The 21,594-nt window shown below is 65.6% G+C and carries 23 protein-coding genes; 3 read left to right on the forward strand and 20 right to left on the reverse strand.

Annotated elements, in window-relative coordinates; genetic code table 11:
• Positions 1 to 53 precede the first annotated feature (53 nt).
• The 11 genes from JOZ00_RS22420 to JOZ00_RS22470 form a co-directional block, all read right to left on the reverse strand.
• The gene (locus JOZ00_RS22420; RefSeq protein ID WP_293348196.1) at positions 54 to 965 is read right to left on the reverse strand and encodes a formate/nitrite transporter family protein; all 912 of its coding nucleotides are present in this window, start codon (positions 963 to 965) and stop codon (positions 54 to 56) included.
• On the reverse strand, positions 962 to 1,231 hold the full coding sequence (locus JOZ00_RS22425) for a hypothetical protein (RefSeq protein ID WP_293348199.1): 270 nt from the start codon (positions 1,229 to 1,231) through the stop codon (positions 962 to 964). Before JOZ00_RS22425 ends, JOZ00_RS22420 begins: the two co-directional genes overlap by 4 nt.
• A complete protein-coding gene (locus JOZ00_RS22430; RefSeq protein ID WP_293348202.1) occupies positions 1,228 to 1,851 on the reverse strand; it encodes an RNA polymerase sigma factor in 624 nt (207 codons plus the stop codon). The genes JOZ00_RS22425 and JOZ00_RS22430 overlap by 4 nt, the downstream gene beginning before the upstream one ends.
• 10 nt (positions 1,852 to 1,861) lie before the next feature.
• The gene (locus JOZ00_RS22435) at positions 1,862 to 2,935 is read right to left on the reverse strand and encodes an acyl-CoA dehydrogenase family protein (RefSeq protein ID WP_293348206.1); all 1,074 of its coding nucleotides are present in this window, start codon (positions 2,933 to 2,935) and stop codon (positions 1,862 to 1,864) included.
• Positions 2,936 to 2,954: 19 nt separating this feature from the next.
• The gene (locus tag JOZ00_RS22440; RefSeq protein WP_293348209.1) at positions 2,955 to 3,479 is read right to left on the reverse strand and encodes an OsmC family protein; all 525 of its coding nucleotides are present in this window, start codon (positions 3,477 to 3,479) and stop codon (positions 2,955 to 2,957) included.
• A 166-nt stretch (positions 3,480 to 3,645) separates the two neighbouring features.
• Positions 3,646 to 4,956, reverse strand: coding sequence for an iron uptake transporter deferrochelatase/peroxidase subunit (gene efeB / locus JOZ00_RS22445; RefSeq protein ID WP_293348212.1), 1,311 nt, complete (start codon positions 4,954 to 4,956; stop codon positions 3,646 to 3,648).
• Positions 4,957 to 4,958: 2 nt separating this feature from the next.
• Positions 4,959 to 6,134 (reverse strand): iron uptake system protein EfeO, encoded by a 1,176-nt coding sequence (gene efeO / locus JOZ00_RS22450; protein ID WP_293348269.1) that lies wholly within the window; start codon positions 6,132 to 6,134, stop codon positions 4,959 to 4,961.
• A 37-nt stretch (positions 6,135 to 6,171) separates the two neighbouring features.
• The gene (gene efeU, locus JOZ00_RS22455; protein ID WP_293348215.1) at positions 6,172 to 7,773 is read right to left on the reverse strand and encodes an iron uptake transporter permease EfeU; all 1,602 of its coding nucleotides are present in this window, start codon (positions 7,771 to 7,773) and stop codon (positions 6,172 to 6,174) included.
• A gap of 79 nt (positions 7,774 to 7,852) precedes the next feature.
• Positions 7,853 to 8,686 (reverse strand): DUF3097 domain-containing protein, encoded by an 834-nt coding sequence (locus JOZ00_RS22460; protein ID WP_293348218.1) that lies wholly within the window; start codon positions 8,684 to 8,686, stop codon positions 7,853 to 7,855.
• A gap of 79 nt (positions 8,687 to 8,765) precedes the next feature.
• The gene (gene glgX / locus JOZ00_RS22465; RefSeq protein ID WP_293348221.1) at positions 8,766 to 10,856 is read right to left on the reverse strand and encodes a glycogen debranching protein GlgX; all 2,091 of its coding nucleotides are present in this window, start codon (positions 10,854 to 10,856) and stop codon (positions 8,766 to 8,768) included.
• The gene (locus JOZ00_RS22470) at positions 10,853 to 11,551 is read right to left on the reverse strand and encodes a rhomboid family intramembrane serine protease (RefSeq protein WP_293348224.1); all 699 of its coding nucleotides are present in this window, start codon (positions 11,549 to 11,551) and stop codon (positions 10,853 to 10,855) included. Before JOZ00_RS22470 ends, glgX begins: the two co-directional genes overlap by 4 nt.
• A 254-nt stretch (positions 11,552 to 11,805) precedes the next feature.
• Here JOZ00_RS22470 and JOZ00_RS22475 point away from each other — a divergent pair, with 254 nt between their 5' ends.
• Positions 11,806 to 12,081: a DUF3349 domain-containing protein gene (locus JOZ00_RS22475; protein ID WP_293348227.1), complete on the forward strand. Its 276-nt coding sequence runs from the start codon at positions 11,806 to 11,808 to the stop codon at positions 12,079 to 12,081.
• A gap of 6 nt (positions 12,082 to 12,087) precedes the next feature.
• Here the strand turns inward: JOZ00_RS22475 and JOZ00_RS22480 are convergent, their stop codons facing one another.
• The 6 genes from JOZ00_RS22480 to JOZ00_RS22505 are packed head-to-tail and all read right to left on the reverse strand — an operon-like array spanning position 12,088 to position 18,123.
• A complete protein-coding gene (locus JOZ00_RS22480; protein ID WP_293348230.1) occupies positions 12,088 to 13,053 on the reverse strand; it encodes a patatin-like phospholipase family protein in 966 nt (321 codons plus the stop codon).
• Entirely contained in the window at positions 13,050 to 14,120 is a 1,071-nt protein-coding gene (ugpC, locus tag JOZ00_RS22485) for a sn-glycerol-3-phosphate ABC transporter ATP-binding protein UgpC (RefSeq protein ID WP_293348233.1), read from the reverse strand. The genes JOZ00_RS22480 and ugpC overlap by 4 nt, the downstream gene beginning before the upstream one ends.
• Positions 14,121 to 14,123: 3 nt before the next feature.
• Positions 14,124 to 14,966 carry a carbohydrate ABC transporter permease gene (locus JOZ00_RS22490; RefSeq protein WP_293348236.1) on the reverse strand — a complete coding sequence of 281 codons (843 nt, stop codon included), beginning with the start codon at positions 14,964 to 14,966 and terminating at the stop codon, positions 14,124 to 14,126.
• Positions 14,953 to 15,903 carry a sugar ABC transporter permease gene (locus tag JOZ00_RS22495; RefSeq protein WP_293348239.1) on the reverse strand — a complete coding sequence of 317 codons (951 nt, stop codon included), beginning with the start codon at positions 15,901 to 15,903 and terminating at the stop codon, positions 14,953 to 14,955. Before JOZ00_RS22495 ends, JOZ00_RS22490 begins: the two co-directional genes overlap by 14 nt.
• Entirely contained in the window at positions 15,900 to 17,222 is a 1,323-nt protein-coding gene (locus JOZ00_RS22500) for a sugar ABC transporter substrate-binding protein (protein ID WP_293348242.1), read from the reverse strand. The genes JOZ00_RS22495 and JOZ00_RS22500 overlap by 4 nt, the downstream gene beginning before the upstream one ends.
• Positions 17,212 to 18,123: a sigma-70 family RNA polymerase sigma factor gene (locus JOZ00_RS22505; protein ID WP_293348245.1), complete on the reverse strand. Its 912-nt coding sequence runs from the start codon at positions 18,121 to 18,123 to the stop codon at positions 17,212 to 17,214. Before JOZ00_RS22505 ends, JOZ00_RS22500 begins: the two co-directional genes overlap by 11 nt.
• A 168-nt stretch (positions 18,124 to 18,291) precedes the next feature.
• Between JOZ00_RS22505 and JOZ00_RS22510 the strand changes: the two genes are divergently transcribed.
• Positions 18,292 to 18,642 carry a DoxX family protein gene (locus JOZ00_RS22510; RefSeq protein WP_293348248.1) on the forward strand — a complete coding sequence of 117 codons (351 nt, stop codon included), beginning with the start codon at positions 18,292 to 18,294 and terminating at the stop codon, positions 18,640 to 18,642.
• 12 nt (positions 18,643 to 18,654) lie between these two features.
• Here JOZ00_RS22510 and JOZ00_RS22515 read toward each other — a convergent pair whose 3' ends face one another.
• Both JOZ00_RS22515 and pncA read right to left on the reverse strand, forming a co-directional pair.
• The gene (locus JOZ00_RS22515) at positions 18,655 to 19,455 is read right to left on the reverse strand and encodes a ketosteroid isomerase family protein (RefSeq protein ID WP_293348251.1); all 801 of its coding nucleotides are present in this window, start codon (positions 19,453 to 19,455) and stop codon (positions 18,655 to 18,657) included.
• Positions 19,455 to 20,015, reverse strand: a complete 561-nt coding sequence (gene pncA / locus JOZ00_RS22520) for a pyrazinamidase PncA (RefSeq protein WP_293348254.1) — start codon at positions 20,013 to 20,015, stop codon at positions 19,455 to 19,457. The genes JOZ00_RS22515 and pncA overlap by 1 nt, the downstream gene beginning before the upstream one ends.
• Positions 20,016 to 20,099: 84 nt before the next feature.
• On the opposite strand from pncA, the gene JOZ00_RS22525 reads away from it, so the two are divergent.
• Positions 20,100 to 21,122 (forward strand): DoxX family membrane protein, encoded by a 1,023-nt coding sequence (locus tag JOZ00_RS22525; protein ID WP_293348257.1) that lies wholly within the window; start codon positions 20,100 to 20,102, stop codon positions 21,120 to 21,122.
• Here JOZ00_RS22525 and JOZ00_RS22530 read toward each other — a convergent pair.
• Positions 21,091 to 21,594, reverse strand: a 504-nt coding sequence (locus JOZ00_RS22530; RefSeq protein WP_293348260.1) for a gluconokinase, incomplete at its 5' end; no start/stop codon positions are given. The genes JOZ00_RS22525 and JOZ00_RS22530 overlap by 32 nt on opposite strands.

Here is a 21,594-nt window from a genome sequence, read left to right on the forward strand (position 1 = left end):
GGGGCTTTGGTCCTCAGCTACCGGGCCGGAAGGCTTTCGACGGTTTCCGGTGGCTAGATCTGGCGCCGCTGTAGTTGGGCGATGATCCAGAACGGCAACGCCACGAACAGGGTGCCACCGATCAGGTTGCCGACGGTGGTGACACCGATGTTGGTGAGCAGGCCATGTTCGCCGAAGCCCCAGCCGATCGCGCCGCATGGGGCGGAGTGGAAGAGGTTGAGCAGCAACGGGAATCCGAGAAAGCCGACGTTCGCGATCACGTGTTGGGTGCCACCGATGACGAACGCGAACGGGCCGTAGAACGCGAACGCCATCCGGGCGACATCGCTGCGGGCCTTGAAGAACATGCACATCGAAGTCTGCAAAAACCACGTGCAGACGACAGCCAGCAGCAATGCGGTCCACAGCGGCTGACCGGCCTTCTGAGCGCCGACGGTTGCCGCGCGCTCGGCAAAGGCCCCCAGATATGGGCCGCCGGCGGCGCTGCAGACGGTGACGAACACCAACGCGCCCATGATGTTGCCGATCAGGCCGACGGTCACCAGGAATGCGTAGCTGCCCACGCTCATCGTGCGTTTGAGCACGGCGAGAAAACCGGCGGCCATGTCGGCGGTGATGAGCGACATGCCGGACACCAGGATCAAAACGAAGGACATGCCGAACGCCAAGCCCATCAGCAGGCTAGCGACGCCGGGCGTTTTGACCCCGGTGCTCACCACCAGTGCCAGCAATGAGCCGAACGCCACCATGGCGCCGCCGACCAGGGAGCGCATCAGAAATGCCCAAGGGTGTGCGGCCTTCTCCACAGCCATGGCGGCCACTCGGTCGACCATGACGCCCACGCTGAGCGGCTCGAACGGATCATCGGCGGTGCCGATCGTGATGACGTCGCCGGGCAGGCCGGAGACGGGGCCAGGCTCCGGCACGACGCTATCCAGTTGCGGCGCGTGCGCATTGATCGTCATCGGTGTTCGCCTTTCCTGAAGGTAGTGATCGCGTTGACGACCCCGGCGACGTGCTCGTCGGTGAGCTTCTCCCCGTCAAAGACGTGGCTCAACAGGATCTTGAGGTCCAGCATTTGTTGCAGGTAGATCAGGCACGGCGGGCACTCGTCGAGGTGCTTGGCGACGATCGCGCCCCACTGCAGCGGGTCGGAGTCGACAAGATCGTCGACGAGGCGGACGAAATCGACGCAGTCGATAGCGGGCACGGTGTGGTCGTAGACGGTCATCGTTGATACCGCTTTTCCAATTCGTTTCGAAGATTTCCTCGGGCGCGGTACAACAGGGCGCGCTGCGCCTCGGCGGACAGTTCGAGGAGCTCGGCGGCCTCCTCGGCGGTCGTGCCGACGATGTCACGCAGGATGACGAGCTGACGTTGCCGTTCAGGCAATGAATCCAGTGCCGCGCGGACATATCCGACGAGCTCGCTGGCCACGGTGTGGTCCTCAGGCAGGAAACGTCGCGACGGCGGAACGCTCCAATGGCCCGCGTCGGGATGGCCGGCCTGGTGCATGCGACCCGACAGCGGGTCGATGGCTTCGGCATCTGCCAGCACCTCGTGGTCGCGAATCCGGGATTCGCGGCGCCGGTGCCGCGAAGCGGTGTTCTTCACGATCCCGAATAACCAGGTGCCCACGCCGGACCTGCCCTCGAAGGAATCCGACGACTGCAGCACCTGCACCCAGGCTTCCTGCACGGCCTCCTCGGCCACCGCCGACGAATTCACCATGGTGCGAGCGAAATTCACCATCGGTCGGTGGAAGTCGTGCACCAGGCTGGCCAGCGGCACCCCGCCGACCAGTCGCTGCGATTCGGCGCCCTCCGGTGGCACCGCCACCGGAGTCACCATGGACCCACGCTCAGGCGCATGCGGCCAGTTCCCAGCGCAGTTGGCCTTCGGATGGGGACTGGACGGGAATGAACGCCGCCTCCCGGTAACGACGGCTAGCCGATGTCCTGCTCGCGTATCCCTTGCCGCCCGCCGTTCGGATCTCCAAATCCGCACTTGCGCTGGACAATTCGGCTGCCACAAGCCGCAGGGAGAGCAACTCCTTCTTCGTGGGTGACTGCGACCCTCCCACGGCCGCGGCCAGTTGCGCCAACGTCGCCTCGGCGCCCGCGAGCCGCTCTGCGACGCTGTCGACGTCCGCGCTGAAAACCGAGTTGACCCCGCTGAGCCCGTGGCCGGCCTGCTCGACGGCTGTCCTGGTGAGTCCCAGGCACATAGCCGACTGCAGGACAAGGAATGTCGGGCGTACGGCTTGCAGAAATCCGCCGAAGTCGTGCGACAGGACTTGCTCGGCGGGGACGTAGGCATCTTGCAGGTTCAGATACGACGAGGCGGTGCTGCCCATCGCCAGCAGTTCGAAATGCTCACCCAGGGCCACCCCGGGCGAATCCAAGGGCAAGGCCACGATCAACTTCTCGCCGGTATCGGTGCGTACCGCGGTCACCATGGTCGAGTCGGGGTACAGGTTGCTGGCCCAGCGGATCGGGCCGGCGACTTGATAGCCGCCGGCGACCGTTGTGGCCGTCAGCTCCAGGCTGCCGCAGCCGGCCGCCTCCTTGAACGCCGAAGCCATGCCGGTGACACCCAGCGTCGTCCCGGCGAGCAACGGCTGGACCGCGGCGACGCTGAAAGGCGTTGCCGCCGTGAGTAAGTACTCGACTGCCATGCGGTGGGCCCACAACGAGAAACCGGTGCTCATGCACGCGCCCGAGATCAGCCGGATCACGTCGGCCATGTCGGGCAGCGCGCCGTCGGCGTTGCACGGGGCGCCGACCCCCAGCAGCCCGGCCGCGCCCAGCGCCCGGAAGCTGCGCCGGGACTGGTGCTCACCGCGGTCCAGCGCCGCGGCGTGGGTGCGGACGTCCTCCAACAGCGCGGCGTCCAGCAAACCAGCCGCAGGATCCTTCGTCAATGCTGTTGCCACAGTGGGATTCCCGTCATTTTCATTCGGTGAACAGAGTGGAGTCGACGCTCACCGGGTTGCGGAACGTGTTCACCACGGGTGACCACGCGATCGCGTTGTCGTGGATCTCCTTGAGGGTCGCGTCGTCGGCGTCGCCGGCCAGGGTCACCGTGCAGCGGACCGCGCTGAAGCCCAATCGTTTGCCCTCCGGGGTGTCGCCCACTCCCCACACCGCGGAGATGTCGATGTCGCCTTCCATTTCGACCTCGATCTTGGTCAGGGTCACGCCCCGGTGCGTGGCGTTCGCCAGCAACCCCACCGACACACACGAGCCCAGCGCGGCCAGGGCGGTCTCGGAGGGATTGGGTGCGGAGTCGTCCCCCAGCAGTGCGGGCGGCTCGCCCACCAGCATGGGCGCCAGGTCTCGAACATAGGTCATGTTGCGGAACCCCGTCTCGCACACGGTCTTGGCCTTCAATGTCTTCCTGCCGGTGTCCGGGTTGGCCTTGGCGTTACACGAGAGGCGGTCCAGGCCTTGAGCGTCGATGACGAGCGCGTCTGTCATGCGTGTCCTTTTCGTTTCTGGGGAAATTCTGGGTCTTCACGGATTTAGTGCTCGGCAGCGCCCGATGCGTGACGGCATGCGGGATTGATTTACTGCGACGACACGAAACATGACACGCACGAAACATCGCGGCCGCCGGCGGCGGCCGCGCATCAGCGAGGTTTGCTCAGCCGAACAGGCTCTGCCCGATGTAGTGGCCTTCGGCGGGCGCGGGCGGCACCGCGAAGATTGCTGAGCCGATGTGGCGGATGTATTCGTTGAGCAGGTCGTTGGCCCCGAGGCGGTTCTGCAGGCGAATAAAATCTTGCGGATCTTTTTGATACGAGACGAACAGCAGACCGGCGTTGAGTTGGCCGTTGGCGTCGAGACCGTCGGTGTAGTTGTAGGACCGGCGACGGATCATGATGCCGTCGTTGTTTTCTCGGGCGGCCAGGCCGACGTGGGACTTCGGATCGATCAGCGGGCTGCCGTCGGCGTCCTTGGCGGCGAAGTCCGGGGTATCGAACTCGGCCTTGCCGCTCAGCGGCGCCCCTTCTTCCTTGCTGCGGCCGAAGATCCTCTGCTGATTGCCGATCCGGTCGACATCCCATGTCTCCAAGAGCATCCGGATCTTGCGGACGACTTGGTAGGTGCCACCGTTCATCCAGGGCTGGTCGCTCTTGTCGACCCATACGAACCGGTCATACTCCGCATCGGTGCTGATGTTGCGGGTACCGTCCTTGAACCCCAACAGGTTTCGCGGTGTGTGCTGGCCGGGCCCGGCCGAGGCCCGGCCGAACCCCAGCACCGCCCAGTACGGAAAGACGATGTTGCGGCCGAGTCGGGCCAGGTTACGCACGGCGTGGTAGCACACCTGGGGATCGTCGGCGCAGGCCTGCACGGACAGGTCACCTCCGCGCAGGCGCGGATCCAGGTTGTCCCCGTTGAGCGGCGGCAGATCGGTGAATGCGGCGGGACGCTTCGCCGCCAACCCGAAACGATCACCGAACAGCGAGGGCCCCAACCCGATGGTGACGGTGAGACTCGCGGGGCTCAGCCCGTAGGCCTCACCCGTGTCGGTCGGCGGCTGCACGTCGACCTGCGGTTGCACGGTGCCGACGGGCTTGCCCTGCTGCAGGATCGCGGCCGCGGCCGACCACCGGGCCAACAACGTCTGTAGCTGGGCGCGGCCGGCGCCGGAAGCCAGGGAGAAGGACATGAAGGTGGCGTAACGCTGTGGGAGCGTGGCGATTCCACCCTGGTGGCCCTGGCCGTAGAAGGGATAGCTCCGGCGCAGATCGACGGTGTCGTCGTCATCGCCGCGCTGCTCGGCCGCGGCCGCATAGCCGGTGAACCCACCGCCGACCGCACCGACAGCGGTGCCGGTGATCCCCGCCAGCATGGCGCCGCCGAGCATGCGTCGGCGCGTCACCGCCGGGGTGGCACCGCTGTTGTCTTGGGTCGTCTCGTCAGAGGGCTCAGTCATGTCGTCCGTCATAGTCAGTGCGCCGAAACAACCTTCTGGGCCACCGTCGACAGGCTCTGATGGAGCGGCTGGATGACCGCGGTCAACTTCGGCGCGTCGCTGGCCCGCAGCTCGGGGGTGTACGTCCGGTAGCCGCCCAACGCCGACGGGTCGCGGTACCCGTCCAGTGTGGCGAGCACCGTCTTGAACTGCTGATCGATCTGGTTGACCAGGTTGCCGTCGATCTTTTCCAGCCCGGGCCGTAGCGACGCGTAAGCCTGCTGCGCGCCTTCGACATTGCCCGAGAAGTCGACCAGGTCGATGTGGCTGAAGGCTTCTTCCTCGCCGGTGATCTTCGTGTTCTGCACCTCTTCGATCAGGTCGCTGGCACCGTTGGCCAAGTCCTCGGGCTTGTACTGCAGGGTCGCCACGATTGTGTTCAATTTGCCGACGTTGCTGACCAATTCGGTGCTGAACGCCTTGGTGCCCGGAGTGATTGCGCCGCCCTGCCACAGGTCGCGTTCGATCGCGTGGAAGCCCTTCCAGCCGACCTTGGCGTCGACGGGCGTCGACTCACGCATGTCGATCAGGTAATCGAGGCTGCCGGCGTTGTCGCCGACCGCGAAGCCCGGCAATACGAAGCCCTCGACGGTCGACTCCGAACGTTCCCAGAAGAGCCGGGCTTTGGCGTAGGCGGCTTTCGCGGCGTCGACGTTGCCGGACTGCACGGCGGCGTCGAGCGCCTTCACCCCGTCGTTGAGCTGGCCGGTCTGATTGACGATGTAGGCCGCGTAGTCCTTGGTGCCCTGGCTGAGGATGCTTGCCACCGTGCCCGTCGGTGTCGCCGGGGCCTGGCCGGTCACCGTCAGGGTCTGGTATTCGTTGCTCGCGCCGGGGCAATACAGCTGATAGGCGCCGCCGTCCAGGGTGACGGTGAACGACACCGGGTCCAAGCCCGGCGCGAGATTTTCCTTTTCGCCGACGATCCGCTGGTCTCTGAGCAATTCGACTTCGCTGATGCCCGGCGCATTCGTGTTGGCCACCGTGAAGGTCACCGGCCCGGCGGGCACGCTGGCGGAATCCAACGCGCAGCCGTCCTGGCCACTGTTGTTGGCCATGGTGACCTTGACCGCGTTGGTGCCGCCGGGTCTTGGAGAGTCCGCCTTGCCCGAGTTGCCGCTCGAGTGACTGCACGCGGTCGCAGAGAGCACCGCGATCGCGACCAAAGCCGTTGCAGCCGACCAGATCTCAATGGACCGGCGTGCGGTACGATTCGCTGTCACTCGGTTTCCTTTCTTGTTCTCCCCGGCGGGGACGCCGCGTTGAGGCTATAGCGCCGAGCATGCAAAGCACGGCGAAACCGCCAAGCACCAACGGAAGCCAGACTTTCCACAGCTGCACTTCCGCGTGATTGCGATAGCTCGCGGCGATCCGCGCCGCGGCCTGCTGGTCTTCGGCACTGGACGTGGACCAGTCCGTCGGTTGCCCGCCAAGACTGACTGTCTTGGCTCCGGTCAGGCCGCCGCCGGTCAGTATCGCCGTGCGGTTGCTCGTCGCTTTCGCGCTTACCACGAAATCGCCTTGCGCGAGCACGGTATACGCGGTCGTTGTCGCCCATTGCCCCGTAAACGGCCCAGGAGTGCGGCCAATCGCGAGGCCGACCGGCAGCCGGCCCCCCGTCATACCCAGCAACTGATCCAGCGTGACTGCGGGCGCACCGTCGGCCCCGGTAGCCTCGTCAGCCTGCCACACCTGTACCGGTAAGCCGTCCACCGTTTGGTCGCCCGCCGGGACAAGCGTGACGCTGTTGCCGGCCGCGCCGCCCTGCGGGGTGATTGTCAGCTCGCGTCCATGCGGCCCGATCGTCATCGACACCGCGGCCGTGTGGCCGGCCCGATCGGTCACGGTCCGGGTCCGGTCGGCATCCGAGGATGGACCCGCGGGCACCGCGACGAACAGTACGGCCGCGGCGACGAGCAGCGACATCGCGGTGGCCGTCAGCAGCCGACTCCGGATTCGTGGCTCCGCGGCGAGCCGGGCGGGCCACAGGAAGACAACGAGCACCGGTACCGCATAAAGAAGCCAGCCCAGCACCTCGACGAGCCGAGGATCGGCGGGGATGCCGAACACCCCGGTGATCACCGCGCCCAGCACCGAGTTACCGGGTATCGCCGACGACAGATCGAGCACCCGCTGCTGTCCGATGCTCACCCAACCCGCCTCGTGTGCGGTGCGCAGCGCGCCCAGCACGAGCCCGGCGGCGATCAGCACCAGGAACACCCCGGTCACCCGGAAAAACCGGCCGAGGTTGATTTTCAGACCGCCGAAGTACAGGCCGGCGCCCGGCGCGACCGACACCGCGATCCCCGCCGCGCCGCCCAGCGCCGCGAACCACCGGCTGCCGTGGGACGTCTCGGCGGCCGCCAGCAGGAACACCGACGTCTCGAAGCCCTCTTTGAGAACGGCGAGAAAAGCCATGCCCACCAGAGCGAGCGCTCCGCCCCGGTTGATCGCCTGCCGGGCCTCGCGCTCGAGCTCACCTTTGAGCTGTGCGGCGTTGCCGTTCATCCAGATGATCATCGAGGTCACGAACACCACCGCGACGGCGTTGATGACCGTCTCCATCATCTCTTGCTGGGCCTGCGGCAGACTCGTCGCGAAGAGATCCAGGCCGACCCCCACGGCCACGCTGATCAGCACGGCGAGGGCGACCCCGGCGAACATTGGGCGTATCGACTGGCCGTTCCGTTTGAGGAATGCACCGACGATGCTCACGATGAGCGCCGCCTCGAGACCTTCCCGTAGGCCGATGAGGAAAGTGCTGATAAATACGCCGAATACGCCCTGCATGTGTCCCGATTTTCCGGTCCCGCGGACCGGGACCTTCTGCTTAGCCTAACCTAAGTTAAATTCGGCCCTATCCGTTCGGTCACGAGGCCGGTTGGGTCACGAAGTCTATGAGCTCCTCGACCCGGCTGATCAGCGCGGGCTCCAGGTCATTCCAGTCGCGCACCCGCGACCGGATCCGCCGCCAAGCCCTGGCGATATCGGCCTGATCGGCGTGCGGGAAGCCGAGCGCGTCACACACACCGTGCTTCCACTCCACCTGCCGCGGCACCTCCGGCCAAGCAGCCAGACCAAGCCGCTGCGGCTTCACCGCCTGCCAGATGTCGACGTAGGGATGCCCGACGACCAACGTGTCCGTCCCGCCCGGGCCGCGGCGCACGGCGTCGGCGATCCGCGCCTCCTTCGAGCCCGAGACAAGGTGATCGACCAGTACACCGAGCCGGCGACCCGGGCTCGGCGCGAACTCCGCCACGATGTCCACCAAGTCGTCGACGCCACCGAGTTGCTCGACGACCACGCCCTCGATCCGCAGGTCCTCGCCCCACACCTGCGCGATGAGTTCGGCGTCGTGGCGTCCCTCGACGTAGATGCGGCTCGCACGGGCCACACGGGCCCGGACACCTTGCACCGCGACAGAGCCGGACGCCGTTCGGGCGGCGGCGGCCGGCGCCGGACGACGCGGCGCGGTCAGGATTACGGGACGGCCTTCGAGCAAATACCCAGGGCCCAAGGGGAAACCGCGCACGTGGCCGCGCCGGTCCTCCAAATCCACTCGCCCGTATTCGACCCGGACCACCGCGCCCACGTAACCGGTCTGCACGTCCTCGACCACCAAGCCCAGTTCCGCCGGATGTTCGGTAGACCGGGGCTTGCGTCGACCCGCGGCAAGGACATCGGTTCCATAGCGATCCACCACGCGGCAATATTAGAAAGCCTTGCGGCCAAACGCCGTAACGGCGCGCCCGGCACGATTGATACGCTTGAGCGTCACCTGGCTAACGGCCAGATCGCATGACGACCGCGGACCGCGGTCCGACCTGTAGCTGTTGCCCGGCACGTCCGGTCCTCGCAGGGTCGAAGGAATCACAGACGATCTCCCAGGGTCGCAGCGCAAGATCTCCCGGAACGACGAAGGTCAACGGCTCCCACCAAGCGTTGACGAACACCATGAAGTCATCGTCGACCAACGGCGTGCCGTCGGGGGTGACGTCGGGATCCGTTGAGCCGTCAACGAACAACGCGATGCTGCGCGCAGCGGGGTCCATCCAGTCCTGGGGTGTCATGTCGGCACCTGACGGGGTGAACCAGCGCAAGTCCGCGGCGGAGGCCCCGCTGAGGAAGCGACGCCGGCGGAAGACCGGATGACGGCGGCGCAGCGCGATGAGATCGGTGGTGAACCCGATAAGCGCATCGTCGGCCCCCGACCAGTCAAACCACGTGATGTCGTTGTCCTGACAGTAGGCGTTGTTGTTGCCCCGCTGGGTGCGACCCAACTCGTCACCACCCAGCAGCATCGGGACGCCACCCGAAAGCAACAGCGTCAGCAGGAACGCGCGTTCCTGTCGCGCTCGAAGGGCCTGCACATCGTGATCATCGGTCGGCCCCTCCGCTCCGCAGTTCCATGACCGGTTGTCGTCGGTGCCGTCGCGGTTGTTTTCGCCGTTCGCCTCGTTGTGCTTTTGGTCGTAGGAGACGAGGTCCCTCAGCGTGAATCCATCGTGGACGGTGACGAAGTTGATCGATGCGCTCGGGCGCCGACCCTCCGCACGATCGCCGTAGATATCCGACGACCCACACAACCGCGACGCAAATTCCGCAAGGCGCCCATCCTGGCTGCGCCACCAATCGCGCAGGGTGTCGCGGAAGCGTCCGTTCCATTCGCTCCAGAGCGGGGGAAACCGGCCGACCTGGTAGCTGTCCATCTGACCGACATCCCACGGTTCGGCGATCAACTTTGCCTGCGAAATAACCGGGTCTTGGGCGACGACGTCGAAGAAGGCGGAAACCGGGTCGAAGGCACCGTCCTGTCGGCCGAGGGTGGCGGCCAGGTCGAAACGAAAGCCGTCGACGCCCATCTGCGACAACCAATAGCGGAGGGAATCCATGATCAACCTCAGCGTCGTGGGATTGTCGGTGTTCAACGAATTGCCAGTGCCTGTCGTGTCGTAGTAACTGCCCGGATCAGCCGGAACGAGGCGGTAGTAGGCCGAGTTGTAGAGCCCGCGGAAGGACAACGTCGGCCCGCCCGCTCCGCCCTCGGCCGTATGGTTGAACACCACGTCGAGGATCACTTCCAAACCGGCACTGTGGAGGGCATCGACCATTACGCGGAATTCCGCGACCTCTGCGCCTGAGTGACCCGCTCGCGCCGCCGCGGAGTAGTTCGCCTGCGGCGCAAAGAATCCGATCGTGTTGTATCCCCAGTAGTTGGTCAGGCCCCGGTCGAGGAGGAATTGCTCGGGCACACCGCGGTGGACGGGCAGCAGTTCGACGGCAGTCACGCCAAGGTCAGTCAGGTGTTGCAGAGCCGCCTCGTGAGCGAGACCCGCATAGGTACCGCGCAGTTCTTCGGGAACGCCGGGATGGGTTGCTGTGAATCCGCGAACGTGAACCTCGTAAAGGATGGTGTCGGCGAACGCATGCCGCGGTTTGGGTGTGGTGACAGGCGGTAGAGCCTCAGGCACCAGGCTCCGCGGAACATGTTGCGCCGAGTCCAGAGGGCTTGGCGCCGAGGGGTTTTCCAGCGAATGACCGACGACTTCGGGGCCGAATCGCACATCGCCCGTGATCGCCCGGGCGTAGGGGTCCAGCAGCAACTTGGCGGGGTTGTAGCGCAGCCCGCGTCCCGGATCGAAGGGACCGCTGACCCGAAATCCATAGGCCTGTCCGGGGGCCACCCCCGACACGAACCCGTGCCAGACGTCGCCGTCGCGGTCGGGCATCACCAGCTGGGTCTCGGCTCCGTCGGCGTCGAACAGGCACAGCCTCACCTCGTCACCACCGGAGACGACCGCAAAGTTAGTGCCCCGGCCGTCGGGCGTGGCGCCAAGCGGGTCTGGGCGGCCGGGCACGATTTTCGGTGTCATCGTCCAGTCCCCTCGGGTTGCCGTGCTGCGATTCGGTCGGTGCCGACAAACACTCTCGCGACGAGGAAACCGAAGACGAACCCGCCGACGTGGGCGAAGAACGCGACACCGCTGCCACCGGCCTTCGATTGGACAAGCGAGTAGTTGCTCTCAAAGAACTGGTAGAGAAACCAGCCACCCAGGAATACCCAGGCCGGTATTCGGATCGGGAACCACCCCACGAGCGTGCTGATGCGCGAGCCGGGATAGAGCACCAGGTACGCGCCGAGCACGGCGGCGATCGCGCCGCTGGCGCCGAGAGTCGGCACCTGTGCGTCGGAAGCCGAGCCGAAAAGCAGCGTCATCGCGGTCTGCGTCATCGTTGCGACGAATCCGCCGGCGAAATACAAGCCCAGGTAACCGAGCCGTCCGAAGGCGTCCTCGACGTTCTTACCGAAGATCACCAAGAACAGCATGTTGCCGAGGATGTGGTCCCAACCTCCATGCAGGAACATCGCCGTGATCCAGCCGATCCCCCACGGGACGCCTATGTGACAGGCATTGTCGACGTTGCACGGATAAAACGACGCTCGGTCGACCGCCGCCTCCCCGTTCAGCAATTCATAGAACACAAACACCGCGAAGTTGACCGCGATGAGCGTGGAGTTGACGACGGGGAACCGCCGGGCCGGAATACCGTCCGAGTAAGGGATCATCCGGGCGAGCTCCCTTTGGCTGTAGACGCGCGTCTTGGCAAGACAATCGTCGCGCCTGCAAGCTCGCTCGTCATTGTTCCGGACAACACCATCTGCGACCCGACCCTGTGACGGTTCATAGCCCGAATGTTGCACAAATAAGTCGCCAGTAACTGCGTTGCCTTACCGGGCTGATGACATCGCCGGTGGTACGTTGCCAGACATGGTGGAAACTGCCGTCAATCCTTAGGATGCGGCGGTCAGCGAGGTGGATTATGGACTTGACCCTTTGGGTGTCGAGCATCGTGGCTTTCGTGCGGGCCGGCTATCCGGCGACCGGTCACACGCCGGTGGTCGCCTTATCGCGCCGACGGCTTTGTAACGATGAGATCACTGCCATCGCAACCAAACTCATGAAGCGCAGGCTCTGGCCCATCAGCTCCATTGACATCGGGGTGGAGATCACCCGAGTCACCAACGAAATGCCGTCGCCGGCCGACGTCGAGCGGGTAATGCATCGCCTGAATGTGATGCGCTGCGCCCGCGGATAACCCGCGTCAGGGCGTGCCCTGCACTGGTCCACCGCAGGCCTTGAGGTAATCCGCATAATTCCAGGTCTGCAGGAACTGTTGGCCTGCTTGCAGTCCCCGTTGATACAGCGCCTCGCGCTGCGCGACGGTGATGTTGAAGTCGATCGGGCTGACCCCGTCGGCGGGCACGAAGATCGTGCGCTTAACGGTGCACGGATCGTCGATGTAGGCGTTGTCCTGATTGCTCACCAGCGTCTCAATCGCCGCGAGTCCCAACGAAACCGGGCCGTGCACCGGATGGGTGGGCGGGATACCCGGGCGAGCCGACAGCCGTATCCCGAATGTCGGCCATCGCGACTGGGCATCGGTCCTGTCGAACAGCTCCACCGGGAAGTCGGACAGCAACCCCCCATCGACCCAGGTGGCTCCGCCCACCCGAACGGGTTCGAACACATAGGGAATCGCCGACGACGCGTGCACCGCACGCGCCACCGGAAACTCATCCGGATCGATACCGTACGAATCGAGGTCCCACGGGATGCGCACCAGTCGGCGCCTGGACAGATCGCTCGCGGTCACGACGAGTGACCACGCGAATTGCTCGGGCTGTTCGCCGGTGCGCAAGTCACCGAAAGTTCGCACGCCCAGGTCACCGAGGAGACCGGCGAGCAACTGTTCGAGATAGGCCCCGCGGTACACCCCATCCGACACCAGCAACGACAGACCGCCACCGATCAGCGGCACCCGCCCGATCAGGCTGCGGTCGAGGAATTTCTGATAGTCGATGGTGCGCATCACCTCTGCGAGCCGGCTCAGCGGTTCACCCGCGGCCTGCAGCGCTGCGACCAGCGACGCGACGATCGCGCCCGCGCTGGTACCCGCGACACGCGGAAACCGGTAGCCGGCGGCGGTCAGCGCGTCGACCGCACCGACCAGCCCGATGCCCCGGACGCCGCCGCCTTCGCACACCAGGTCGACACGATTTGCGTTCATGAGACCCGGTGTCCGTCCGTGCTGAAGAAGTGCAGGTGTCCGGGTTCGGGATGCAGGCGCACCCGGCTGCCCTTCTCCGGCGGGTGGCGTCCGTCGGCCCGCGCGACGATGGGCTGGTCGATCACCTTGCCGGAGCCGGTGATTCGGCCGTAAAGGTAGGCGTCCGCCCCCAACTCCTCGACGACGTCGACTTCCATCTCGACGCCGAGGCCGCCGAGCTCGAAGTGCTCAGGACGCACCCCGATCACGACCTCGCTTGCGGAGTCGGCGAATTCGCGCGGCAGCGCGATGGGCCAATCACCCAGCGACACAGCGGAATCGAAGATCGGCAGGGTGAACAGGTTCATCGCAGGCGATCCGATGAACCCCGCCACGAAGACGTTGACCGGGTTGCGGTACAGCTCACGTGGAGCCGCAAACTGTTGCAGCACACCGTCGCGCAGCACAGCGACACGGTCCCCCATGGTCATGGCCTCGACCTGGTCATGAGTCACGTACACGGTGGTGGTGCCGAGCCGTCGTTGCAGCGCGGCGATCTGGTTACGGGTTTGGACCCGCAATTTAGCGTCCAGGTTGGACAGCGGTTCGTCCATCAGGAATACCTGTGGGCGACGCACGATGGCCCGCCCCATCGCCACCCGTTGGCGTTGCCCACCGGAGAGGTCTTTGGGTTTGCGGTCCAAATACGGTTGCAGATCAAGCAATCTCGCTGCGTCCAGCACCCGGTCGCGGATCTCGGCCTTCGGCGTCTTGGCGATCTTCAGGGCGAAGCCCATGTTCTGGGCCACCGTCATATGTGGGTATAGCGCATAGTTCTGGAACACCATCGCGATGTCGCGGTCCTTGGGATCGACGTTGGTGACGTTTCGCTCACCGATCCGGATGCACCCGGAGTCCACCGTCTCCAACCCGGCCACCATCCGCAACGACGTCGTCTTGCCGCACCCCGACGGTCCGACCAGCACGACGAACTCGCCGTCACCGACATCCAAATCGAGGCTGTCCAGGGCGGGTCGGTCCGCGCCCGGATAGCGCCGCGTCGCTTGCTCGAAAGTCACCGAAGCCATGCGCTACCCGTTGAGTCCCGTGACGGCGATACCCCGGACGAACGATCGCTGTGCGATCGCGTAAATGATGACGAGTGGCAGCATGATGAGCATCGAAGTCGCCATGATAATCGGCCAGCGCGCGACGTATTCGCCGCGCAGCCGGACCAGGCCGAGCGTGAGCGTGGCCAGGCTGCTGCGCTGCAGCATCAGCAACGGCCACAGGAAGTCGTTCCAGACGTTGACCCAAGTGAGCACCGCGAGCACCATCACCGCGGGCCGGGCATGTGGCAGCAGGATTCGCCAGTAGATCTGCCATGGCGAACAACCGTCGAGGATCGCCGCCTCCTCGAGGTCGTTCGGGAGTGTGCTGAAGAACTGCCGCATGAGGTAGGTGCCGAAGGCGCTGCCGAACAGGCCCGGCACGATCATCGCCCACGGGGTGTCGACCCAACCCACCGTGCGCATCAGGATGAACTGCGGGATCACCGTCACGGTCAGCGGCACCATCAGGGTGCCCAGGTACAACACGAACAACGTGTCGCGGCCGCGAAACTGCAGTCGTGCGAACGCATATCCGGCCAGTGAGCAGAAGAAGACCTGCCCCGCCGTGACGCATCCGGCGTACAGCACGGTGTTGAAGAACATGCGCCAGAACGGCATCAGGGAGAACACTTCGGTGTAGTTCAACCACCGCGGATGGGCCGGAAACAGCTTGGGCTCGGTAATCTCGCCTTCCCTCTTCAGAGAGCCCGACACCGCCCAAGCGATCGGGAAGAGCCAGCACCAGGCGATGCCGATCAGCGCGGTGTAGACGAGCACACTGCGAAAGACAGTGGTTTTGAACAGACTCTCAACTGAGGCCACGAGAAGTCTCCCAGGACCGTTGCCGGGTGAGCCGCAACTGCAACACGGTCAGCACCAGCAGGATGGCGAACATCACCCATGCCAGCGCGGACGCGTAGCCGAACTCCAGGAAGGAGAACGCGTGCTGGAACAGCATGATGCCCAGGACATAGGTGGCGGTCTCCGGGCCGCCGTTCGCGCCGTTGAGGACGTAGACCATGTCAAATGCCTGAAACGCGTGAATGATCGAGATGACCCCCACGAACGATATCGATCCGCGGATCAACGGAACCGTGATGAACGCGAACTGCCGGATCTCCCCCGCGCCGTCGATTCTGGCCGCCTCGTAAACGGTCCCCGGAACCCCCTGCATCGCCGCCAGCAAGATCACGGTGGCGAAGGGGACGCTCCGCCACACGCTGACGATGCACAGCGAGACCATGGCCCACCTGGGTTCGACCAACCATGGGACCGGGCCGAGCCCGACCCAGCCGAGCATGATGTTGAGCAACCCGTTGTCGGTGTTGAAGACGAACTGCCACACGACCGCCATGACCACCGACGAGATGGCCAGCGGCAGAAAGACGATGGTGCGGAACACGCCGATGCCCCGGACCTTCCGGTTCAGCACGGCGGCCACGACGAGGCTGACGAGGACGGTCGGCACGACGGTCCCCACGGTGAAGATCATCGTGTTGCGGATGGCGATGAGGAAGAGCGGGTCGGAGGTGAACAGCTCTTCGAAATTCTTCAGGCCCACGAACTTTGGCGGCCTGAACACGTCCCATCGCTGAAAGCTCATGTAGAGCGAGAATCCGAGCGGAAACAGCATGAACACCGCGACCGCCGCCAGGTTGGGTGCGACGAAAAGGCGACCGGCCCAGGCGCGGCGCCGCGACGGACCGGAACCCGTCGAACGTCGGGGGCCGCGTGCGGTTCGGGAATCGATCGACGTCATGGGGTGCGCAGCACCTCGTCGAGGGCGGACGACAGACCGGTCAGCGATCTCGCCGGCCGGGATCCGCGCAGCACGGGGCCGAAGTTGCGGTCCATCAAGGCGACAACCTTTTCCCACGCCGGGGTGACCGGCAGCCCTTCCGAATACGCCGGTCCTTGCGTGAGGACAGCCAGGTTGTCGACCCTTCGGTGAGCGTCGGCGAACCCGGCCGAATTCAGCGCGGACCGCAGCACCGGCACGAACAAGCTGGATTCAGCGATCAACGCCTGTCCGACGGGACCGGTCGCGAATTTGACGAATTCCCATGCCTTTTCCTTGCGTGGACTGCTCGATGAGACGGCCAGCCCGGTGGTACCGATGTTGGAGTGGGCGGGCTGGCCCTGCCGTCGTGGCCCCACCGGCAACGAGGTGACATCGAATTCCAGGTCGTCGGCGCGAAGGAACGTCTGATATCGCCAGTGGCCACCCATCGCGATCGCCGCCTTACCCGAAGCGAACAGATCGGGCGTGGACATCGACTGCACCTCGGAGGCGTTGGGCGCGACCCTGTACTTGTTGGCCAGGTCGGCGTAGAACTGCACCGCCTCGATGAAGCCGTCTTGGTCGAAGTTGAAGTGCGTCGGATCCTTCAGCGGCGTGGCCCACGGCACCCCATTGTTCATGGCGAACAACCCGGCCGAGTAGTACGAAAACCACATGTTGACGAAACCCCACTGGGTTACTCGCCCGGCGTTCCGATTGGTGAGAGCGCTGGCGGTGTCGCGGAATTCGGTGAAACTCCATGGCCGGTCCCACGTCTTGGGCGGCAGTGGCACCCCGGCGTCGGCGAAAAGCCGCTTGTTGTAGAACAAGTAGTTTCCGGACCACTGCTCCGGTAGCGCGTACTGGCCTCCGTTGAACGTGAAGGTGTCGAACAGCGGCGCGATGCTCTCCGATTTGAGTTGCTGGGCGAACGCCTTGTCCCCCGCCAGCAGGCTGTTGAGATCGAGCAGCACCCCGCGGTCGGCCAGTTCGGCATAGGTCAACTCCCAGGCCATCAGCACGTCCGGGCACTTGCCGCCGGCGCAGAACGTCGCCAACTGCTGCATGGCGCTACCCGCCGACAGCAGGGTGCGGACTTTGATGTCGGGATGGCGCCGCTGGAATTCCTCGACGATGCGTAGCCGCGCGTCACGCTCATCCGGATTTGCCGCGAAGAAGAAAGTCAGCGCGTCTTCGTCGTCCGGGGCGCAGCCGCCCGTCCACGGCGCCAGCGACGCCGCGGTGAGCGCGCCGGCGCCTCGCAGCAGACTTCGCCGCCCGAACGGCTTATCGAGCATGGTGCTCCCGGTCTCGAACCGGCAGCGTCAGCGTGGTCCGACGGATGCGATCCGCGTCGCCGGTGATGTCGATGGTGTGGATGCGATCGTCGGCCCCGAGGCCGATCACCAGCAGGACCTGCGCGCGTCCGCGGGGCGCGAGAACGATCCCCGGTGCCCCGTCGATGAGCATGACGACGCCGGTCGCCGCCCGCCGCGCGAATCGGCGAGTCTCCTGCGCGACCTCGCCGGCGCCGCGCACCTCGGTGGGCACGTCGTCGGGAACCAGCGCCCGATCGACCCGGCGCACCACCTCGGGAGCCAGCAGTTCGAGCAAGGTCGCGATGTCACCACCACGCGAGGCCGCCAGGAACGCGGTGACAACCCGCAGGTGTTCCTCGGTGCGTCGCGGTTCGCCGACCGGGTCGGAGTGCAGGCGCAAACGGGCCCGGCTTGCGAGCTTCTTCGCGGCGTCCGGCGTCCGGTTGAGCAGACCGGCGATCTCGTCGAACGGCATGGCGAAAGCGTCGTGCAGCACGAAGGCGACGCGCTGCGCCGGAGAGAGCCGATCAAGCACGACGAGCAGCGCGCCACTCACCGACTCCGCCAGCAGCGCATCCTCGTCGGCCGGCGGCGAGACACCGAACTCGGCGGCCTGGTCGAGGGGCCGCTCGGCACGCCGCTTGCGCACCCGAAGTTGGTCGAGCGCCTCGCGTGCGGTGATCGTCGTGAACCAACCGGTGAGGTTGTCAACCTCTTCAATGACGGAGGAATCCGCGCGGCTGGCCTTCAACCAGGCGGACTGCACTGCGTCGTCAGCGTCGGCCACCGAGCCCAGCAGCTGGAACGCGACCGACCGCAGGTGTCGCCGATCCGCATCGAAGCGCTGGGCGAGATCTAGGAGATCCTTGGTCGCAGTCATGGGTCACCTTTTCCGCATGGGAGTCGTCAAGAAGATGACCGCGTCCATCAAACTCTCTGCTGCGAAGGAGACCAGCACCATGACCCTAACGATTGTGCTCCGCCGCGTCCGCCGCAACCAACCGACTCGCCGCTGCGGAAATAGCTGCGCGACAACGGTTTGATCGCTATGAACACCGCATATGTTGTGATCACGCTGTTCACCGCGACCATCACGGCGGCGATCGCCGTTGCCGATCTCGTCCCCGCCGACTTCGTGTTGGCGAATTCAGCCCAGGTCGGGGTGCCGCGTTCGTGGTTACCGGCGCTCGGGGCCGTGAAGCTGGCCGGAGCCGGCGGATTGGTGGTCGGTCTCTTGGGCCTACCGGCCTTGGGGATCGCGGCCGCCGCCGGTCTGGTGCTGTTCTTCGTCGGCGCCGTCGTCACGCACCTGCGGGCCCGGGTCCTGTACAACATCGCGTTTCCCGGAGCCTTTCTGTGCCTGTCGGCGGCGTCGCTGGCGTTGATGATCGTCCGCTGAACGGGCAGGCGATCAGGCGGGAAAGTACCTGATCGCCTTGATGGCGTTCCCGCGCCAGGCCACGTCGGCGAACAGGATGCCGCGCCCGTGACCCGAGTTGAGCGAGACCGCGACGGTGGAGCCCGCGCTGTTCAGCTTCGTCGGGCTCGCCCCGTCCAGCTGTTCGACGAGTTCGGCGAGATCGAGGGGTTCGTGATCACCCAAAGTTATTGCAGCCGTTGCTGATAACACCCGCGAAGCGGCGTGGCGATCACGGTGCGCGACGGCATCGAGAATGGACTCGACCAGCTTCTTGTGTCGCGTACCCACCCGCCGGAATCCCGCCATGAAACCCGCGGTCCCGCTCAGACCCTGATTCGCGAACAACCCCTTCGACAACGCGAGCGCGGGCGAGACCGCACCCGGCCCGGTCCCCAGGAACTGCAGCATCATCGCCGGAAGTTCCCAGTAGGCGCGCAGCTCGCCAATGTGCCAGTCGCCGTTGGCTTCTCGCAGGTCATAGCGCAAGAAGGCCGGGATGTACATCGTGACGGTGGAGCCCATAGCGACCTCGAGCTCGAGGTCGCGCAGCACGACCGTGCCGAAGACGATGTCGAGGTCCCGGTGGAATTTGATGTCGCGCGGACCGATGAAAGTGTCGTAGAACCGGCCGATCTGCTCATGCCCGACATGCGGCCGCGAGCCGACCGGATCCTCGATGCGGCCGTCGGCGGTGAACAGCGACACCCACCCGCTGCGATCGTGGGCGCCCGCCGCCTGCGGCGACCGCTCGACGACGGCCAGCAGGTGTTCCCGATCCAGCGGCACAACCATCACGAACCCCCGATCAGCTCGACGCCGGCGGATTGCATCTGAGCGAGCGCCTCCGTGGCCGACCCGCCACCCACCGACGCGGTCAAATCCACCAGCACTCTGGTGGCCAGGCCGGTCCGGGCCGCGTCCTCGGCGGTGCGCCGGACGCAGTGCTCGGTGGCGATGCCGACGACGTCGACCTCGTCGATCCCCCGCTGCCGCAACCACGCAAGCAGCGTCGTCCCGTTCTCGTCGACACCCTCGAAACCGCTGTAACCGGCGTCGTAGGCGCCCTTGCGAAAAACCGCGTCGATCCGGTCGGCGTTGAGGCCGGATTGAAATTCGGCGCCCTCGGTCCCCGCGACGCAATGTGGCGGCCAGGACGTCGAAAAATCCGGCCGGTCGGAGAAATGGGCGCCCGGATCGATGTGGAAGTCCTGGGTCGCCACGATGTGCTGATAGCCAGGCTCACTCGCCAGATAATCGTTGACGGCAAGCGCCAAAGCGGCGCCCCCGGGCACCGGCACGGAGCCGCCCTCGCAGAAATCGTTTTGCACGTCGACGATGATCAACGCTGCCACGCGCTCCACCCTATCCGTGCGGGTTCTAGCAGGGGATATCCGCGGGACGGTTTGCTCGACTTGCAGCCGGGTAATACACCGGCCATGGTGATCCGGAGAATAGCGCGGCCGTTGCTGTCAGTGGCGTTCATCGGCCAGGGAGTCAATTCGCTGCTCAATCCAAAGTCGGCCGCGCAGGCCGCGGCCCCTGCGGTAGACGGTTTGCAATCATTACCCGATTCGGTAAGTAGCAACATTCCGAGCGATCCCGAGACATTCGCGCAAATCAACGCTGCCGTTCAAATTGGTGGCGGGCTGCTGCTCGCCGCGGGCAAGCTGCCCCGTTTCGCTTCCGCGGCGCTCGCGGTCACGGTGTTGCCGGCCAACCTCGGTGCGCACGCGTTCTGGAGCGAGACCGACCCGCAAGCGAAGGCGCACAAACGCCAACAGTTTCTCACCGACCTCAGCCTGCTAGGCGGGTTGCTGATCGCGTCCGCAGACACAGCGGGCAAACCCTCGCTGGGCTGGCGTGGCCGGCACGCCGCCGAGCGGCTCTCGGATCGGGTGTCGTCGGCGCTACCGGGATCCGATGACTCTGATTTCTCGGAGCTCGGCGAGCGGATCGTGCACGGCCTGCAAGTCGGTGCCGAGCGCGGCCGCGAGTTGGCCAGTACCGCAGCCGAACGCGGCGCGCCATACGCCGAGGCCGCCCTCGAGCGGGGTCGCGAATTCGCCAGCACCGCAGCCGAACGCAGTGCGCCGTACGCGGAAGCCGCCCTCGAGCGGGGTCGCGAATTCGCAAGCACCGCTGCCGACAGAAGCAAGCCGCTCGCCAAGGAGGCACGCAAACGCGGCGAAAAATTCGCCGACGAAGCGGCCGACCGGGCCGCATATCTCGCCGAGAAGGCACGCAAGCGCAGCGAAGAGCTGGCCGACGACGCCGCCGACTGGGCCGAACCGCTGGCCAAGAAGGCCCGCAAGCGCAGCGAGAAGCTGGCCAAGAAGGCGCGCAAGCGCAGTGAGAAACTCGCCGACATCGCCCGCGAGCGAGGCAGCGATCTGGCAGACACCGCGCGGTCTCGCGCCGAGGATCAGGTCAAGGCGGGCCGCCGCAAGGTCGGCTGGTAGAGCGCGCCACGAAGGCGTCGACGATCGCGTCGACGCCTTGGTCCACGTCGACGGTCATACCGGCCTCATCGGCACCGAGCGGTTCCAGCGCGTCGAATTGTGAACGCAGCAATTCGGCAGGCATGAAGTGTCCGGTCCTGGCGGCGACTCGGCTCCCGATGAGTTCCGGCGAGCCGGCAAGGTGCAGGAATTCCACGCGGGGGCAGAGTGCGCGCAACCTGTCGCGATATTTCCGCTTGAGCGCAGAACAACTCGCCACTCCCCCGTCGACATGGGCGGCCAGCCACTCACCGACCTTCTCCAGCCAGGGATAGCGATCGTCATCGGTAAGCGGTTCGCGTGCCGCCATTTTGGCGATGTTGGCGGGCGGATGCAGGCTGTCGGCGTCCACGAACGGGACCCGCAAGCGCCGCGCTAGCGCCGCCCCGACGGTCGACTTGCCCGACCCCGAGACGCACATCACCACCACGGG

The organism is Mycobacterium sp. (genome assembly GCF_019243155.1).
GTDB lineage: Bacteria > Actinomycetota > Actinomycetes > Mycobacteriales > Mycobacteriaceae > Mycobacterium.